This window comes from Comamonas testosteroni (assembly GCF_014076415.1).
GTDB classification, from domain to species: domain Bacteria; phylum Pseudomonadota; class Gammaproteobacteria; order Burkholderiales; family Burkholderiaceae_C; genus Comamonas; species Comamonas testosteroni_F.
In genome coordinates, this window is sequence record NZ_CP043568.1 from 462,624 (window position 1) to 480,053 (window position 17,430).

Below are 17,430 nucleotides of genomic sequence, written 5' to 3' on the forward strand. Positions count from 1 at the left end.
GGTTGCAAGGCATCTACGCTCCAGCAAGAACAGGAGGGCTTATGTCACTGTTTCCCGTCGCTCATGCCAGCCATGAAGACTGGCGCGCTGCGACTGAGCAAGTCGTGCTGCAGCTGCGTGGGCAGTTGCTGCGCCAGTCACTGCAGCCGCACCGGCTGGGTCTGGTCTATATCGCGCAGGGGCTGGTGCCCCATGCGCAGCCCCTGTTGGCGCTGCTGGCGCGCGAGTTGCCCCAGGTCACCGACTGGGTGGGCAGCTCCGGTCACGCCGTACTGGCCATGGAGCACGAGTATTCCGAAAGCTCCTCGCTGGCGGTCATGCTGCTGGATCTGCCCGCCGCCCATTACCGCGTCTATTCCGGCGTGGCACCGCTGGCGCAAAGCGGCGCCGAAGCAGGATTCGAGGCGCATTCGGCCCTGGTGCACTCCAGCATCGATCAGCCCGATCTCGCTGAGCTGCTGCTGGAGCTGTCCGAGCGCATCAGCACTGGAAATCTGTTCGGGGCGCTCAGCAGCGAGCAGGGCGTGCAGTTTGCCTGCCGCGCGGAAGATCTGCCCCGGCTGAGGGCGCAGGCCAGCGTCGGTATCTTTCATGCCGGCTTTTCCGGCGTGGCCTTCGATGCCGACGTAGCCTGCATTTCAAGACTGGCCCAGGGCTGCGCGCCTTTGGGTGCGGGGCTTGCGATTACCGAGGCCAGAGGCCCGGTGGTGCTGGAGCTCGAAGGCGAGCCTGCCTTGCCACGACTGCTGCAGATGCTGGATGTGGAAGCCAGCCCCAGCGCCGGCGGCGGCTGGCAGGCTGCGTTGTCGCAGCTGCGCAAGACCCAGGCCGCGATTGCACCGCTGGGCCGGGGTCTGGAGCGCGGCGCGCTGACCGACGAGGCCCAGGTGCTGCATATCGTGGGGCTGGACCCGGTGCGCCAGGGCGTTGCGCTGTCGTCGCCCGTGGAGGCCGAGCATACGGTGATCTTCTGCCAGCGCCAGAGCAGCGCGGCCCGTCATGAACTGATGCAGATGGGGGCGGCCCTCAAAGATGCGCTGCAGCCCGACTTTGCCGATGCCGGCCCCGAGACCATGGCCGAGGCGGCCCAGCCCCAGCACATACGCGGTGCCATCTATGTGAGCAGCAAGGGACGGGGCAGCGAGCTGTTTGGCGGCGCCGATGCCGAGCTCAAGCTGCTGCGCCATGCGCTGGGGCCTGTGCCCCTGATCGGCCTGGTGGCCGAGGCACAGCTGATGGATGCACATGTGCATCAGCTGGCCGGCGTGCTGACGGTGTTTACCGGTAGGTAGCCCGAAATTTGATAGCTGCTAGCGCTTGATAAAAATGGCTTTCAAAATCAATTGGCTCTGAAGTCATGCATTAACTAGCGCAAGCAGCTATCAAAAAAGAGAGCCGCCCCAAAAACTGGCGCGGCCTGAAATCAGCGATGCGGAGCAAGAGCCTCGTCGCGGCGATGGCATCGTCCCCCTCGGCAAAGCCGCTCAGGGGGTGGAATACAGTTCCACGCCCAGATTCAGCATCAGGCGATTGGCCCAGCCGAACAGTGCGGCCGAGTGCAGCATGTCCAGGATTTCCAGATCGGACAGACCTGCATCACGCAGCGGCTGCAGATTGTGTTTGCCAAAGCTGCCCGGCGTACGCGTCAGTGCCAGCGAAGCCTGGATGATGGCGCGCTCGCGGGCATTGGTGCCGGCGGTGTCGGGCTCGTCAAACAGCTGGGCCATCACATCGTTGCGCTTGGCCAGCTGCTCGAAGCGCTGGGCATGCACCGAAGCGCAGTACACGCAGCCGTTGGAGCGAGAGACGGCAGTTGCCGCCACTTCACGCTCGGCGCGGGACAGGCCGCCGGGCGCATACATGATGGCGTTGAAGGCCTGGGAGCGCTCCAGCAGCACCTGGGGCTGGCGAGCCAGCAGCAGGTAGAAGTCCATGCTTTTGGCCTTGGGGTGGCTGACTTCCAGCACATGCTGCTGCTCGGGCGTGGCGGTGTCGGGGTCCAGCACCTGCAGCCAGGCCTTCCAGTCCAGTGTCTCGCTGGTAAAGCCGTTGCGGCGCAGCGGCTCGCCGGGCGGAGGCAGATTGGCGGGGTGGACAAAGGGCGCGGCATCGGCAGGCTGGGCGGCAGGCGCTTCGGTCGCGCCGCCCAGCTCGCCCATGGCCTTCACACCCGCCAGCAGGCGGGCCTGATAGGCCACAAAGCCGATCAGCTGAGCCAGCAGCACGGTGTCGTTGAGCGACAGACCGGCGGCCGGAATGGCCAGCAGCGCTGCCTGATCGCTCTGGGCCGGGTTCAGGGCCAGCGTGCGCACAAAGTGCAGCATGGCATCCATGCGCGCCTTGCCAGTCTGGGCGCCGGGCTGGTCGAGGATGGCGCGCAGCTCGGGCGTGATGGCTTGGCCCAGGGCCTCGGCGCGCGCACGGTATTCTGCTTCGAGCACGTTCACGCCGCTGACACGGGCCTGCTCGGCAGCCAGCACCAGGCGCTCGGCCTGGGTCAGCGCGCTGTCCAGCTGATTGCCCAGCAGCAGGTCTTCGCAGGCCTGGGTGGCCAGAGCGACTTTTTCGCGCTCGTGGCGGGTGGTGAATGTGGGGCTGCCTTGCTCGAGGCCGGCCAGTCGGTCTATGGTGTCTGTCATGCGAAGTCTCGTGATTTAGGGTTGCAGCTGGCGGATGCGCGCAGCGCTGTCGGCTGCGGTCCATTCCGTGCCGTCCAGCTCGGGCTCGGCATAGGCCTTGAGCTTGTCGAAGTGCTGCTCGATATCGTCCAGATAGAACAGCGAGGCCAGACCTTGTGCGAGTTTGCGCGCCCCGTCGCTGATGGCGGGAATATCGCCCGACACCGTGCCGTGCGAGAGCGCAGCGGGGTAGCAGAAGCAGTGGATCCGGTCGAGACCGGGAAGGTCTCCCTGGAACTCGAACAGCGGCCCCAGATCGGGCGATGCGGACAGCTCGGCATCCTCATCGGCGGCCTCGGGCGTGAAGCGGCTGTTCCACAGCTTCACGTGCGGCGCGATGTCGGCAAACTCGGGACGCAGGCTCCAGTCGATGGCAAAGCCCGTGGAGACGATGAGAAAGTCCAGCAGGAAAACGCCGGCCGAGGTCTGCACCTGCAGCTTGTCGCCCGCTTTCTCCACGCCCTGCACGGCGCAGCCCAGATTGAAGAAGGCGTTGTCATGGCGCGAGACGCGCAGCGTGCTGCCGTGGGGCGGCGGCACCTGCTGGGCGTTGATGTAGTGGCGGATGCGCCATTTCCAGGCATCGGGCAGCAGATACTGGCCGTGGGTCAGACCGGGCACGCCCGAGCCTTTGGACTTGTTGATCAGCGGCAGCTGCTGGCGGCGGATCAGCATGTCCACGCTGGCTGCGCCGTTTTCGAGAGCCGTCGCTGCGCTGTCCATGGCCGAGGCGCCGGCACCGACCACGCCCACATGCTTGCCGGCCAGCGTGGCGTAGTCCATGGCGTCCGAGGAATGGGCCCAGAACTTCCTGTCCACGCCCCGCATGAAGGCAGGAACCGTGGCGCCGCCCAGGCCGTCGCGGCCCGTGGCCAGCACCAGGCGGCGGGTCTGCCAGGTGGCGATCACGCCATTGGCCTTGACATCGACTTCCACCACGCCATCGGCCTGCGGGCGCACGGCTATGACTTCATGGCCGTTGCGCACATCGGCGTTGGTCACGCGGCGGTACCAGCGCAGATAGTCCATCCACTGCAGGCGCGGGATCTTGTCCAGCGCCGTCCAGGCGTCCAGACCGAACTGGGCGATGAACCAGGCGCGAAAGGACAGGGCTGCAACTCCCATGGCGGGGCCGGTCAGCTCCTTGGGCGAGCGCAGGGTTTCCATGCGCGCCGTGGTGGCCCATGGGCCTTCGAAGTCCGGAGCCGACTTGTCCAGCAGCACGGGCTTGATGCCGACCTGCTGCAGCGCCATGCTGAGCGCGAGACCGGCCTGACCGGCGCCGATCACGAGCACGTCATGCACCGGCAGCCCCTTGCGCGTGGAGGGGAGAATCCAGGCCTTGGCAGGCCAGCCCAGAGTGACGAAGTCGTCACGCAGGCGCTCTTCCAGCACTGCAAGCCCCGTGGCGGCTGTCGTAGGAGTTGAAATTGACATAGCTAAAACCCAAAAGCGCCTGAGGCTTGAGCCGCAGACGCATCAAACAAACACCGATAACTTAACACTGCTTGAACTCGAAGCAGGACCAAGCGAGAGACACCTAGGAAGGGCCTGGGCGGCCCCGCCGCCCCGCACCGAGGGTGTCGTTGCTCTCCCTTAGCGCGCAGTGCGTAGAGAGAGGGGGAAGCGGCAGGGCCGCTCAGGGGGTGTTAGTCAATACTTATCTTGGCATCCTTGACCACCTTGGCCCATTTGATGCGATCTTCATGCACGGTCTTCTTGAACTGCTCGGGTGTCTCTTCGCGGATGGTGTTGCCCTGGGAGACAAAGCGCTCGCGCACCTCGGGTTGCTTGAGCACGTCGTTGACCGCCAGGTTGAGCTTCTTGATGATCACCGGGTCCGTGCCCTTGGGCGCGAAGATGCCGAACCAGATGGAGCTGTTGAAGCCCTTGGTGCCCGGCAGGCCGCTGGCGGCAATGGTGGGCACTTCCTTGACGGCTTCCACGGGCTTGGCCGTGGTCACGCCCAGCAGGCGCACCTTGCCGGCCTTGTAGTGGCTCAGCACGGTCTGTACCTGGTTCATGATGCAGCAGGTCTCGCCGCGCAGCACCGAGGTGATGGCTTCGGGGCCGCCCTTGTAGGGCACATGCACCATGTCCAGGCCCAGACGCGAGTTGAACTCTGCGAACGCCATATGGGTGCCTGCGCCATTGCCGGTGGAGGCGTAGTTGTACTTGCCGGGATGGGCCTTGACCTCGTCGACGAACTCCTTGAGGTTCTTGACGTTGATCACATTGGGATTGATGGTCAGCACATTGGCCACGTCCACCAGCGGTGCGACGGGCACAAAGTCGGCCTCCACGTCGAACGGCAGCTTCTTGTACAGCGCGGCATTGCTGCCATGGGTGGCGGCAGTGCCGAAGTAGATGGTGTAGCCATCGGGCTTGGCGCGGGCCACAAACTCGCTGCCGATATTGCCGGCTGCGCCGCTCTTGTAATCAATGATGACGGGCTGGCCCAGGATCTTGCCCAGCGGCTCTTGCGCCACACGACCGATCACATCCACACCCGAACCTGCGTTGAAGCCCATGATCATGGTGATGGGCTGGTGCGGATAGCTGGCGGCGCCGGGGTCGGCTGCCTGGCTGGCCAGAGGAAACAGGGCGGCGGCCGCCGCTGTGGCTACAAGACCGGAGATGGAACGGGGCAGCAAACGCATGATGGGACTTGTCCAGAGGAACCTTGAATGCCGTGAATTGTGTCCGTAATTTAATGATTTGCTTCTATATGCTTATGCAGCATTAAGCTTGTGGGGTTAATGCAAAAAAGCCCAGGTCTCTTGCGAGACATGGGCTGAAATCCGCTGGAAAGTGATGACTCGGAGGGCCAGCGGAGGGAGCGATCAAGGCTTGAAGCGTCAACAGGCGCTTAGCGACGATACGGGTTGTGGGGGTTGCGGTCATGGCGGTTGGGCACGCCGTCACCGTCCCTGTCCCAGCGGCTGGCCCGGTAGTCCCAGCGGTTGCCGTGCTGCACCCAGGCGGGCTGGCGGTACACATAGCCGGGGCGGTTCTGCACCCAGTGGCCGGCGCGCCAGACATGGCGGTGGCCGCGCGGCTCCCAGTAACCAGGGGCCCAGACATAGCCGCGGCGCGGAGCGGGCACGGCTTCATAGCGGACCGGGGGCGGTGCGTTGAACTGCACGTTCACATAGGCGCCCTGGCTGGCGCCCGCCCAGTAAGCGCTTTGGGCCTGTGCGCTGCCGGCAAAGCCCAGCAAGGCGAGTGCGCCTGCGGCAGCGACGGTTTGGATGGTGTTGCGGATTGTCAGCATATACGCCTCCTTCATGGGTAGCGGGCTGTCTGTGGGTCCAGGCATCCCTTGGGCTCCATGTTGGAAGGCCAGCGTCAACCGTGGGTTGCCGCTGTGCGAAGTCTTGCAATCTTGTGTGTCTGTTTGGTGAAGAATGTATAGAACAGGCAGATAACGCAGATGCAGCAAGCGCATTTAGCTACATATTTGAGAGTGGCCGTCTACCGGCGCAAGGCCGCAAAGGCGGGCAACTCCCATTTGCGCATGCCCAGCACCAGGGTGTAGCCCTCGATCTTGTTGGGCCCCAGGCGCTGATCCTGCAGATGCTGCTGCGAAAAGTCCTGACCGATGCGCTGTATACGCTCCACGAAGCTGGGCGCCAGGCTGGGGGCGATGGAGCCATGCACCAGCAGCATGGTCTCGTCCTCGCCGGCAAAAGTGCCGCCGAAGTAGTCCAGCACGGCGTTCTCGCGGAAGAAGTCCATCACCGGGCCGTTGGTCTGCCAGCGGAAGGTCTTGGCCAGGCGCAGCTTGTAGCGGTTGCCGGGACGCAGCTCGATGATGCCGATGCGGTCCAGCTGTGCCAGATAGCCTATGCCCTCGGGCTCGCTGATGCGGTAGGTGGCGACGATCTGCTCCAGCGTCCATTGGCTGAGCACGCAGATGGCCGTGAGCAGCAGCTTGCGGTCGGCAACCACGGCAATCTCCTGCTCGCGCGTGATCTGTTGCAGCAGCGGCCGGCTGTCGGCCACATTGCGCGCCAGATCGGCAAAGTCCAGGTGCAGGGCGCGGCAGATCTCGTCGATGCGCGACAGCGGCATGTCGCCCTTGGCCAGCATGCGCTTGACGCTGGATTCGGCCATGCCTATGGCCTGTGCCAGGTCGGCATAGGTCATCTGCGCGGCCTTGAGTTCTTTCTTGATGGCGGTGACGAGATCGGCGGTCGTGCTCATGGTATCGGTTGGTAGTACTGGCAGTGCAGCGATATGGGGCAAGTTTAGAAGATTGATGCCGCTGCTTCGGCTGATTTCCATACTGCGCGGCAATCACACAAGGAAGCGCCATGCAACTGCATACCTCATCGATCACGAACGTGGAAATGACGAGCCCCGAGACCTCGGGCACGCTGGAGCAGCGCTTTGCCTTGTTCGGGGGCATGGCCTTGCTGTTCACGCTGGCACTGCTGATGCCCGGCATGGCCCAGCCCGAGCACTATCACGCCTTTGCCGACCAGCGCGGCTGGCTGGGCCTGCCGCATGCAGCCGATGTGTTGAGCAACCTGGGGTTTGTGCTGGCCGGACTGGCGGGCGGGCTTGCGCTGTGGCGTGCCGACTATCAGAAGCTCAATGGCACGGCGCGTGCCCTCTGTGCTCTCTTCTTTGCGGGCCTGCTGTGCTCGGGGGCGGGCTCGGCCTGGTATCACTGGGCGCCGCAGGATTCGAGTCTGGTCTGGGACCGGCTGGGCATGAGCCTGGCTTTCGCCGGCTTGCTGGGTCTGGCGGTGCAGACGCGCATTGACGACATCAGCGCCTGCATCACTGCCGGAGTATTGCTGGTGGCAGCACCCGCCAGCGTGGCAGTCTGGGCGCAGACCAGCAATGTGCTGCCCTGGGTGCTGGTGCAGGGCGGCGGCATGCTGACTCTCCTGTGGCTGGCCTTTGTGACGCCGCGTCGTCACGCACTGCCCGTGGAGCTGGGCTGGGTGATCGGTCTGTACTTCGTGGCCAAGCTGCTGGAGTTGTCGGACGGCGATGTCTTCGATGTGACCGCGCACGCAATCTCCGGCCACAGCCTCAAGCACTGGGTGGCCGCCGCCGCCGCATGGCCTGTGCTGCGTGCCTTGCAGCAGTGGCGCGAGTCGTAATATTCATAGCGGCTAGCGCATGTTCAACAAGCGCCAGCGGCATAAAACCTACAAAAAAATCCGGGCAAGTTGGCACAATGCCAGCAGCGCCACAGGGAGAGATCCATGAATTCCACGCCGACCGTCCATACGGCCGCCACTGCACAGCAGCATGCCCACCCCAACCAGTTTGCCCTGCTGGGCCAGCGCCGCTTTGCGCCGTTTTTCTGGACGCAGTTTGCCGGTGCGGGCAATGACAATCTCTTCAAGTTCGCCTTCACGGTGATGGTTACCTATCAGCTCAGCGTCTCGTGGCTGCCGCCTTCCATGGCGGGCCTGGTGATCGGTGCGCTGTTCACCCTGCCTTATCTGCTGTTTTCGGCCACTTCGGGCCAGCTGACCGACAAGTGGGACAAGACCCGCATGTTCCGCCTGGTCAAGAATCTCGAGATCGGCATCATGCTGATCGCGGCCTGGGGCTTCATCCAGGCCAATGTGCCGGTTCTGCTGCTGTGCGTGTTCCTCATGGGACTGCACTCCACGCTGTTCGGCCCCGTCAAGTTCGCCTATCTGCCCCAGGTGCTCAACGACCGCGAACTCACGGGCGGCAACGGCATGGTGGAGATGGGCACGTTTGTCGCCATCCTGCTGGGTCAGGTCGCTGGCGGCCTGCTGATCGCCGTGCCAGAGGTCGGTCATATGCAGGTCGCCATGGCCTGCGTGGCCGTCGCGGTCGTGGGCCGCATCTGCGCGCAGTTCATTCCTCACGCACCGGCCACCGATCCGGGCCTGATCATCAACTGGAATCCGTTTACCGAAACCTGGCGCAACCTCCAGCTGGCTCGTCAGCAGCCCGTGGTGTTCCGCTCGCTGCTCGGCATCAGCTGGATGTGGTTCTTTGGTGCGGTGTTTCTCTCGCAGTTTCCCAGCTTTGCCAAGGAGGTGCTGCATGGCGACGAGCATGTGGCATCGCTGCTGCTGGTGATCTTCTCGGTGGGCATAGGCATCGGTTCGCTGTTGTGCGAGGTGTTCAGCCGTCGTCAGGTGGAGATCGGTCTGGTGCCGCTGGGTGCGATTGGCATGAGCGTGTTTGCGATTGATCTGTTCTTTGCCACGCGCGCGCTGCCGCCGTCCGAGCTGATGGGCGTGAGTGCCTTTTTTGGAGAGGCCAAGCACTGGCGCGTGATGCTGGATCTGGGCCTGCTGGCGCTGTCGGCGGGCATTTACAGCGTGCCCATGTATGCGCTGATCCAGATGCGCAGCCAGCCCACGCACCGCGCGCGCATCATCGCAGCCAACAATATCCTGAACGCGCTGTTCATGATCGCCTCGGCTGTGCTGGCCGGCGCCCTGCTGGCCGCAGGTTGCAGCATTCCACAGGTGTTTCTGATCACCGGCATCGCCAATGCCATCGTGGCGCTCTATGTGTTCCTGCTGGTGCCCGAATATCTGCTGCGCTTTGTGGCCTGGGTCATTACCCACTTTGTCTACCGCTTCAAGGTGCGTGGCGACGAGCATATTCCGCACGATGGCGCGGCCGTGCTGGTCTGCAACCATGTGAGCTTTGTCGATGCCATCTTGCTCATGGCGGCCAGCCCGCGCCCCATTCACTTCGTGATGGATCACCGCATCTTCCAGGCACCGGTGCTGGGCTGGTTGTTCAAGCTGGCCAAGGCGATCCCGATTGCGCCGCACAAGGAGGACCCCGCGACCTATGAAGCCGCGTTCGCGCGGGCCGCAGAGGTGCTGCGCGAGGGCGATCTGCTGGCCATCTTCCCGGAGGGCGGCATCACCTCAGACGGCCAGCTGCAGCCGTTCAAGGGCGGCATCATGAAGATTCTCGACCATGCGCGAGACGACGGCCTGCAGGTTCCCGTCATTCCCATGGCGCTCACCAATCTCTGGGGATCCTACTTCAGCCGCATCGAGTTGCGCGGCGGCAAGAATGTGGCCATGGTCAAGCCGTTGCGCCGCGGCCTGTTCAACCGGGTGGGGCTGGAAGTGGGCGAGCCCGTGGCGGCTGCCGCTGTCACGCCGGCCCTGCTGCAGCAGAACGTGGCGGATTTGCTCAGGCGTTGAGGCTGGACGATCAGGGCAGGAGTCGGATATCACCCATGTAGGCAAGTCCTTCGCCATGGGGGTTGTCCGAGTCCGCCGATACGGTGATGCCGATGATGGTGGGCATGGTCTGCGACTCGTCGCCAAAGGCGTGCATATAGTCGGACGTCAGATTGCGCTGCTCCGTCACCCACTGGCCTTTGTGCGTGCTGCCGCTTTGCAGCACGATATAGCGCATGCGATGCGTGAACGCGTTGTGCATGACCGTCCCTGCGGGCTGCTTGTTGTCCCAGACATAGCACAGCGTCTCGGCCGGAATATCCTCTCCGGTGCTGATTCTGCCCAGACGCAGCTTTGCCCGTTCGCCAAAGCTCAGCTGCGATTTGTCAAAGTCGAAGGACACACAGAGCTTGAGCGCCGCATCGTCACCGGCTCTGGTTTTGATATCGGCCTTGTCGATCAGCTGATCCACGCGCCAGCGCCACTGCAGCTGCAGATCGGGCGAGGCAGTCAGGTGCAGCGTGTGAACCATATTGCCGTAGGCGTCCTGTGTGCTCACGCGCAGCACATGCCCGCCATCCTGATCCACCACATTGAAGGCCGTCGGGTTCTTGTTGGGCAGGGTGGCAAAGTGCCAGGGCCCGCCCAGCGGGCCCGGCGGCATCTGCGAAAAAGCGGGAATGCTGCTGCCCTGCGCCAGTGCCGAGACAGCTAGCGCGGACATGGCCGTGGCGAGCACCGCCGCAAGCCGGCTTTGCCGGCGTGAAGGTTTGTGCAGGGCGAAGGTCTGAGAGTGAAGCCGCATGGATTGCCTGATGATTTTTGAAAGTTGTGGGCGCGGGAGTGAGGCAAGATGCACAAGCTGCAGCCGGTTTGAGAGCTGGCAGCGGGCGGTGAGTATCGATTTGCGATACCGCGAGACCTGCCGCTTGCTGATTTTGACAAAACACAGGGCCGAAGTTTCGGGCGCGTGGATGATTCGTTCGTCGCCGCACAGAAATTGCGGCCCATTTCAACAACCACCGGGAGCCATTTGTGATCAACGTCCTGACCTTTATCCGTCCTCTTCGCAAAAGCCTGTGCGCCCTGGGCGCGGCCTTTGCCTTGCTGGGCGGCAGTGCGGTCCACGCCCAGAGCGAAGCCTCTCTGGTGCTATCGGCCCTGCCCGTGGCATCGGTGGTTGCAGCGGTATCGGGTGGCGCTTCGGAGGAAGTCGTGGCAATACCCCTGTTTCTGTCGGCCGCTGGTGCATCCGTGATCGTTGAGGCCGTGGAGAGCAGTGCCACAGGCGTGACCTATGTGCTCAAGAATGTGGCAGACGGCACTTCGGCCGTGGTCAAGGTCTCTGGCCAGGCCGCAGGCGCCCTGTCGGTCGGCGTGGGCACGGTGGTGCAGACCAGTGCCACGGCGGCCGGCGTGATTCTGTCCACGGCAGGCAAGGTGCTGGCCTTCATCCCCAACGAAATCGGCAAGGCGCTGATGCACAACGAGCGTCTGTAATTCAAGAAGCTGGAGGCTCGCATGATCAAGGAACCGAAAAGCGTTGTACAAGCCATGGCGCCCGCTCAACGCACCGGCATGCCCATTCCCGGCCCTGTGGTGCTGGCGCTGGGCGCCGCGCTGATTGCCTGGGCGGGCTCGGCCCAGGCCGGTCGCAGCTGTGAGGACCGTCCGCTGACTGCCGATGTCATGGCCAAGGGGCTGAATCTGGCCGCGCGTACCGCCAAGGCGCTGGATGCCGAGTTTCAGAAGAACGGCACCCAGGTCGTGCTGCTGGCGCGCCAAGGGCAGGACTTGAGCAAATACGATCTCAAGTATTCGCACTATGGCTGGGCTTACAGAACACCCGCCGGCCCCTGGCGCGTGGCGCACAAGCTCAACGAGTGCGGCACGGCATCCGGCCATATCTACCGGCAGGGCCTGGGCGAGTTCTTTCTTGACGATATGTGGCGCTACGAAGCCGCCATTCAGATCCCGACACCGGCGGTGCAGCAGGCCCTGCTCAAGTTCCTGAGCGCTCCCACGGTACTGCGCCTGCAAAACGAACCCTACAGCATGGTCAGCTATGTCTGGAGCAGCAAGTACCAGCAGTCGAACCAATGGGCAACCGAGACGCTGGCCGCGGCCATGGAGCCGGCGACGATTCAGAACCGCGCACAGGCTCAGGCCTGGCTGCAGGCCAGGGGCTATGAGCCCGGCGCGCTCATCATTCGCGCGTTCTCGCGACTGGGGGGGCGCATGACGGCAGCCAATATCGCGTTTGACGATCATCCGAATGAAAAGCGCTTTGCCAGTCGTATAGAGACGGTGACGGTGGACTCCGTGACCCAGTGGTTGCAGCGCACGCAACTGGCTTCGGCCGTGCGCACCGTGCAATGAGCTTGAGCCTTGTTGGCTTCAAGATCTTGCTGAATATGCGCATGGCGCTATGTTTTTGGAGTAGTTGAAATGAGCAAGTCTCTGCGTTTGCCCGAAAAATGGTTTCGCCGCGGTCTCTGGCTGGTCGCGTTGGTGTTTGCCTTTTTCCTGATCGGTCTGGGTGGGCTGGTGGTGGGCAATCTACCGCAGCCCAATCGCTCGCTGGAGGTGGAATCCTTTATTCCGCAGGCCGATGCACAGCGCGTGCAGGCCGAAATCGACCAGGCCCGGAAGATTGCAGTCGTGACCCAGAAGGCACTGGACAGGGCTCAGCTCAAGTTCGACGCCGAGCGTGCGCGCTACCAGTCGGCGCGCGACACCTTTGACAACTGGGTGGCGACCCGCCGGGCCACGGAGCGCCCCGAGCAGGATGCAGAGCTGGTGGCGCGCAGCAAGGCTCTTGATGCGCTCAAGCAGGCCGAAGACATGGCCCGTCAGGAGCGCGAGAAAGAGGCTCAGACCCATCTGGAAGCCAACCAGGCCGTCTCCAATGCCGAAGCCGAGATGAGCAGTCTGCGCGAGCAGGCCTATCCTCAATACGAAGCTGCCATGCGCTCCAGCGAGCTGCGCGTGTTTCTGTTCCGCCTGGCCATCACCTTGCCTCTGCTGGGAGTGGCGGGCTGGTTGTTCGCCAAGAAGCGCAAGAGCACCTGGTGGCCATTTGTCTGGGGCTTCATCTTTTTTGCACTGTTCGCCTTCTTTGTCGAGCTGGTGCCCTATCTGCCTGACTACGGCGGCTATGTGCGCTACATCGTAGGCATTTTGGTGACGGTATTGCTGGGGCGCTATGCCATTCTGGCGCTCAACCGCTATCTGGAAAAACAGAAGCTGCAGGAGTCCCTGCCGGAAGAACAGCGCCGTGAGGAGCTGAGCTATGACGTGGCGCTGGAGCGTCTGTCCAAGAATGTGTGCCCGGGCTGCGAGCGCCCAGTGGATCTCAAGAACACCGAGATCGACTTCTGCCCCCATTGCGGTATCGGCCTGTTCGACCATTGCGGCAGCTGCAATACCCGAAAGAGCGCGTTCTCACGCTTTTGCCATAGCTGCGGCACTGCGGCGGGGAAGGTCTTGCCGCGTCTGGATGGGGCGCCGGCGGCTCAGCCGGCGTCCGGGGCGAATGAGGTGAGATGAGTGCTGGCCGGGCAATCCGGCCGCTGGGAGCAGGCCGCGTGTCGGGCTCAGCAAAGCTGTGAACTGACGCGATCGCGCCCGGTGGCCTTGGCCTCATACAAGGCCTGGTCTGCCTGCAGTAGCAGCATGTCCAGGCTTTGATGGGCTTGCAGGCTTGCGGCATGGACCAGGCCAATGCTGACCGTGGCACTCATCGTCTTGTCATTCATGGGCACGCGCAGCTCCCGGATGGCACGGTTGATGCGTTTGGCGATCTCCTGCGCAGCGGTTGCGTCCACCTTGGGCAGGGCCACGGCGAATTCCTCGCCTCCCATGCGGCCCACGATGTCCTGAGCGCGCAGCACCTGACTCAGGGTCTGGCTGAAGCTGCGCAGCAATTGGTCGCCTCCCGCGTGGCCGAAGCTGTCGTTGATCTGTTTGAAATGGTCGAGATCCAGCATCAGAATGGCGAAGGGCTGGCCATCCTGTCGGCAACGCTCCAGTATTCTTTGTCCCTGTTTCATGAAGGCACCGCGTGCCAGCATATCGGTCAGAAAGTCGTGGTTGACGGCATGGCTGAGCTTTTGCATCAGCTCGTTGCGCGCCATATGCGATCCTGCCACCGCAAGTGGGCCCAGCACCAGCATGCATAGCCCCACGCGAAATGACAAAGCCTCCAGAAAATGTGCGGGTGTGAATTCAAGCGTGCCGAGTGAAATGAAAATGATGTTGCTCAGGCAAAGTGATGCCGTGATCAGCGTCAGACTGAAGATGCGATAGCTCAGCGCGCACCATATGAGAGCCGGCAGCGAGAACGCCAGCGAGCCTGGACCTTTGATCCAGTAGCTGATGGCTTCCAGCGCAATGACAGACAGCAAAGGCAGGATGCGACGCAAGGGGGAGGGCTCGCCCAGATGCCCAGCCGGCTGCTTGCGTGTCGGCCAGGCCAGGATAATGGGCAAAAGCATCATGTAGTTCAGCCATTCGCTGCTCAGCCACATGGAAAAGGCCTGCCAGTGCGGCGTCCCGAAAACGGCGCTCAGCACCGGAGTTCCCAGCAGGGCGGCCGTCAGTGCGCCCAGGCCGCTGCCCACAAACAGCAGCAGGGCGGAGGACTGGCGTTGCATGAACAATGTGGCGTGGCGCTGCCTGTGCATCAGCGCCCAGGCTGCGCCCACACCGGCCATATTGGCGATGCTCAGCAGGATTGCCACATCGAGCCGGCTGCCTGTGAGCAGATCGGCTGCGATATAGGCGGCAGAAACCGCCAGTACCGAGCTCGGGCGCAGCCAGTCAGGGCGGTGCAGCAAAAAGCCCAGCAACAGCGCGTTTGCGGGCCAGATCGCCGATAGAAATCCCATGGGGCGCCCCAGTATGCCCAGCAAGGAGGCCAGAAACACCAGGCTCCCAAGCCCGAGCGCCGCTGCCCATGTCCTGGGGGCAGCGGTCTGCAGCAGCGGCGTTGGCTTGGGTGCGGAGGCGTCGGTCATGGGAGAGGGATCGCGAGCGTTTCGTGGAGTTTTCTTCAGGGGCTCTTTGCGAATTCGATATCAATCGCCAAAAATGCCTGTTGTTGACGTCAAATGTTGTGGTTTTAACAAAGACATACAGGAAAACGATTACCGAAGCGGTTTTGTAGCGCGCAATTGACGATGTTTTTCATTTGACGGACTCCAGGCAAGCCGGAGGTCGCCGCTGAATGAAAAAAGCCAGAGACTCGCTCTGGCTTTTTGGCGGTTCTGCTGCGGCAGACGATGGGTGGCTCAGACCCCGCGTGCGCGGTCGGCCTTGAATTGGGCGCGGAACTCGGCAAAAGTGCCTGCGTCCAGTGCGTTGCGGATTTCCTGCATCAGGTTCAGGTAATAGTGCAGATTGTGGATGGTGGTGAGCATGGGACCCAGCATCTCGCCGCAGCGGTCCAGGTGGTGCAGATAGGCACGGCTGAAGCCTTCGCGGCCGCCATCGTCCCAGCTCACGCCGCTCTTGCCCGCGCAGGCGTGGCAGGTACAGGTGGTGTCTATGGGCTGGTGGTCCACCTTGTGACGGGCGTTGCGGATCTTCAGATCGCCGTAGCGCGTGAAGATGGTGCCGTTGCGTGCATTGCGGGTAGGCATCACGCAGTCAAACATGTCGACGCCATCGGCCACGCCTTGCACCAGGTCTTCGGGTGTCCCCACTCCCATCAGGTAGCGCGGCTTGTTGGCGGGCAGCAGATGCGGCGTGTGGGCCATGATCTCCAGCATTTCGTCCTTGGGCTCACCCACGGAGACGCCACCCACGGCATAGCCGGGGAAATCGATTTCCAGCAGACCCTGTAGCGATTCCTCGCGCAGATTGGTGTACATGCCGCCTTGCACGATGCCGAACAAGGCATTGGGGTTTTCCAGGCGCTGGAACTCCTCCTTGGAGCGCTTGGCCCAGCGACGGCTCATCTCCATGGACTTGCGCGCTTCGGCTTCGGTGGTCTTCTTGCCGTTGGTTTCGTAGGGCGTGCACTCGTCGAGCTGCATGACGATGTCCGAATTCAGAATCGTCTGGATCTGCATGCTGACCTCTGGCGACATGAACAGCTTGTCGCCGTTCACGGGGCTCTGGAAATGCACGCCTTCTTCTGTGATCTTGCGCATCGCACCCAGCGACCAGACCTGGAAGCCCCCCGAGTCGGTCAGTATGGGCTTGTCCCACTTCTCGAACTCGTGCAGACCGCCAAAGGACTTCATGATGTCCAGGCCAGGGCGCATCCACAGGTGGAAGGTGTTGCCCAGGATGATCTGTGCGCCCATTTCTTCGAGGCTGCGCGGCATCACGCCCTTGACAGTGCCATAGGTGCCCACGGGCATGAAGATGGGGGTCTGGACCTTGCCGTGGTTAAGCGTCAAGGTGCCACGGCGCGCGTGGCTGGTCGGGTCGGTCTTGAGAAGGTCAAACTGCAGCATAGCCCGCTATTTTCCCAGATGCCCGCAAGCACTGCTGCAATAGCCGATGCTTGCCCCAGATTCGCAACCCGTCTTTGCAGCCTGGGCCTACACTGGTGCGCAAGACGAACAGGAGGTTGCCATGCTCAAGATCATGATTGCGGTGGATGGATCGGATGTCGCACTTGAGGCCGTACGCCACGGCATCAAGCTTTTGCAGAGCGGACTGGATGCTCACTTTGTGATAGCTCATGTGCAGAAGGAGGCCACGCTGCTGGAGCTTGCAACCACAGATTCAGATCTGATCGCCAACGCCAGCATCGAAGCCGGCATGGATCTGGTTGCGCCTGCACAGGATCTTCTCAAGGAGGCAGGGGCCTCCTATGAGGTGGAGATCAGCCTGGGCGAAGAGGCCAATACCCTGATCGATATTGCCGAGAGCAATGAATGCGATCAGATCATCATCGGTGCCACGGGCCAGAGCGGCCTGGGCAGCATTCTGATCGGCTCGGTCTCACGCGAGGTGGCCAGACACAGTCGGCTGCCGGTGACGATTGTGAAAATGCCCGAAGTGACCGAGGCGGATGACAGTTCCGCTGAAGAGGCTGAATCCTGATTTGATGGCGCTCTGCGCTTGATCTGTAAGAGCTGGCGGAGATTTGAGTGGAGATCAGGCCGCCCGGCGCTGCTGGCCGGACTCCCGTCTTTGCCAGCTGCTGCGGCTGCCTGCACGATGGGCTGCAAATTTGCCATGCGGCATGTTTGCCAGACGCGTCAGCATCCAGCGGCAATAGCCTTGTACGCTCAGGCATTTGTTGATTTCTTCTTCGGGCAGCGGGCCGGAGACCACGACCAGCCGGTTTGCGCCTTCCCAGTCTCCTGCCATGCGCAGACGGCGCTGCGCTCCCATGGCCCAGGAGTGAATGCGGGTGGGGTGACCATGCTGGTGCACGCGACCGGTGATGCGGTCAAACGCGATGGCGACCAGCTCGGTCTTGAGGCGATAGGGGCGCTCTCCCGTGATGGCGTTGGGTGCATCACGCATGTCGTAGAGATAGTAGAACCCGGACTTGAGCCGATATCGCAGATGCAGTAAATCCATGAACCATGCCCCCCAAGCCTGTGTCACGCAGGACTGCGTGCAGGGCATTCTCC

General features: G+C 62.8%; 16 protein-coding genes. 7 read left to right on the plus strand and 9 right to left on the minus strand.

Features of this window, described 5'->3' with window-relative positions; translation table 11 throughout:
* Nucleotides 1–41 precede the first annotated feature (41 nt).
* Nucleotides 42–1,292 carry an FIST signal transduction protein gene (locus F0P97_RS02090; RefSeq protein ID WP_182285422.1) on the plus strand — a complete coding sequence of 417 codons (1,251 nt, stop codon included), beginning with the start codon at nucleotides 42–44 and terminating at the stop codon, nucleotides 1,290–1,292.
* Between the two features lie 192 nt (nucleotides 1,293–1,484).
* Here the strand turns inward: F0P97_RS02090 and F0P97_RS02095 are convergent, their stop codons facing one another.
* From F0P97_RS02095 to F0P97_RS02115, 5 genes are all read right to left on the minus strand, one after another.
* Nucleotides 1,485–2,639 (minus strand): CMD domain-containing protein, encoded by a 1,155-nt coding sequence (locus tag F0P97_RS02095; protein ID WP_182285423.1) that lies wholly within the window; start codon nucleotides 2,637–2,639, stop codon nucleotides 1,485–1,487.
* Between the two features lie 15 nt (nucleotides 2,640–2,654).
* The gene (locus F0P97_RS02100; protein WP_182285424.1) at nucleotides 2,655–4,115 is read right to left on the minus strand and encodes an NAD(P)-binding domain-containing protein; all 1,461 of its coding nucleotides are present in this window, start codon (nucleotides 4,113–4,115) and stop codon (nucleotides 2,655–2,657) included.
* Nucleotides 4,116–4,327: 212 nt separating this feature from the next.
* Nucleotides 4,328–5,338, minus strand: coding sequence for a Bug family tripartite tricarboxylate transporter substrate binding protein (locus F0P97_RS02105; protein ID WP_182285425.1), 1,011 nt, complete (start codon nucleotides 5,336–5,338; stop codon nucleotides 4,328–4,330).
* A 209-nt stretch (nucleotides 5,339–5,547) separates the two neighbouring features.
* Complete coding sequence (locus tag F0P97_RS02110) at nucleotides 5,548–5,952, minus strand: YXWGXW repeat-containing protein (RefSeq protein ID WP_182285426.1); 405 nt, start codon at nucleotides 5,950–5,952, stop codon at nucleotides 5,548–5,550.
* A 200-nt stretch (nucleotides 5,953–6,152) separates the two neighbouring features.
* Nucleotides 6,153–6,884 (minus strand): helix-turn-helix domain-containing protein, encoded by a 732-nt coding sequence (locus F0P97_RS02115; RefSeq protein ID WP_003065639.1) that lies wholly within the window; start codon nucleotides 6,882–6,884, stop codon nucleotides 6,153–6,155.
* 110 nt (nucleotides 6,885–6,994) lie between these two features.
* Here F0P97_RS02115 and F0P97_RS02120 point away from each other — a divergent pair, with 110 nt between their 5' ends.
* Nucleotides 6,995–7,795 (plus strand): hypothetical protein, encoded by an 801-nt coding sequence (locus tag F0P97_RS02120; RefSeq protein WP_182285427.1) that lies wholly within the window; start codon nucleotides 6,995–6,997, stop codon nucleotides 7,793–7,795.
* Between the two features lie 105 nt (nucleotides 7,796–7,900).
* Nucleotides 7,901–9,853: an MFS transporter gene (locus tag F0P97_RS02125; RefSeq protein WP_182285428.1), complete on the plus strand. Its 1,953-nt coding sequence runs from the start codon at nucleotides 7,901–7,903 to the stop codon at nucleotides 9,851–9,853.
* 10 nt (nucleotides 9,854–9,863) lie between these two features.
* On the opposite strand, the gene F0P97_RS02130 is transcribed toward F0P97_RS02125, so the two are convergent.
* Nucleotides 9,864–10,637 (minus strand): DUF3047 domain-containing protein, encoded by a 774-nt coding sequence (locus F0P97_RS02130; RefSeq protein WP_232538094.1) that lies wholly within the window; start codon nucleotides 10,635–10,637, stop codon nucleotides 9,864–9,866.
* Between the two features lie 230 nt (nucleotides 10,638–10,867).
* Here F0P97_RS02130 and F0P97_RS02135 point away from each other — a divergent pair, with 230 nt between their 5' ends.
* The 3 genes from F0P97_RS02135 (at nucleotide 10,868) to F0P97_RS02145 (ending at nucleotide 13,381) form a co-directional block, all read left to right on the plus strand.
* Nucleotides 10,868–11,332 carry a hypothetical protein gene (locus F0P97_RS02135; RefSeq protein ID WP_182285429.1) on the plus strand — a complete coding sequence of 155 codons (465 nt, stop codon included), beginning with the start codon at nucleotides 10,868–10,870 and terminating at the stop codon, nucleotides 11,330–11,332.
* Between the two features lie 21 nt (nucleotides 11,333–11,353).
* On the plus strand, nucleotides 11,354–12,211 hold the full coding sequence (locus tag F0P97_RS02140) for a DUF2145 domain-containing protein (protein ID WP_182285430.1): 858 nt from the start codon (nucleotides 11,354–11,356) through the stop codon (nucleotides 12,209–12,211).
* A gap of 69 nt (nucleotides 12,212–12,280) precedes the next feature.
* Entirely contained in the window at nucleotides 12,281–13,381 is a 1,101-nt protein-coding gene (locus F0P97_RS02145; RefSeq protein ID WP_182285431.1) for a serine endopeptidase, read from the plus strand.
* Between the two features lie 47 nt (nucleotides 13,382–13,428).
* Here F0P97_RS02145 and F0P97_RS02150 read toward each other — a convergent pair whose 3' ends face one another.
* Complete coding sequence (locus tag F0P97_RS02150) at nucleotides 13,429–14,850, minus strand: GGDEF domain-containing protein (RefSeq protein WP_182285432.1); 1,422 nt, start codon at nucleotides 14,848–14,850, stop codon at nucleotides 13,429–13,431.
* Between the two features lie 273 nt (nucleotides 14,851–15,123).
* On the minus strand, nucleotides 15,124–16,296 hold the full coding sequence (gene tgt / locus F0P97_RS02155; RefSeq protein WP_182285433.1) for a tRNA guanosine(34) transglycosylase Tgt: 1,173 nt from the start codon (nucleotides 16,294–16,296) through the stop codon (nucleotides 15,124–15,126).
* Nucleotides 16,297–16,417: 121 nt separating this feature from the next.
* Here tgt and F0P97_RS02160 point away from each other — a divergent pair, with 121 nt between their 5' ends.
* The gene (locus F0P97_RS02160) at nucleotides 16,418–16,891 is read left to right on the plus strand and encodes a universal stress protein (RefSeq protein WP_182285434.1); all 474 of its coding nucleotides are present in this window, start codon (nucleotides 16,418–16,420) and stop codon (nucleotides 16,889–16,891) included.
* 54 nt (nucleotides 16,892–16,945) lie between these two features.
* Here F0P97_RS02160 and F0P97_RS02165 read toward each other — a convergent pair whose 3' ends face one another.
* Nucleotides 16,946–17,425, minus strand: coding sequence for a hypothetical protein (locus F0P97_RS02165; RefSeq protein ID WP_052084858.1), 480 nt, complete (start codon nucleotides 17,423–17,425; stop codon nucleotides 16,946–16,948).
* Nucleotides 17,426–17,430: the final 5 nt, after the last annotated feature.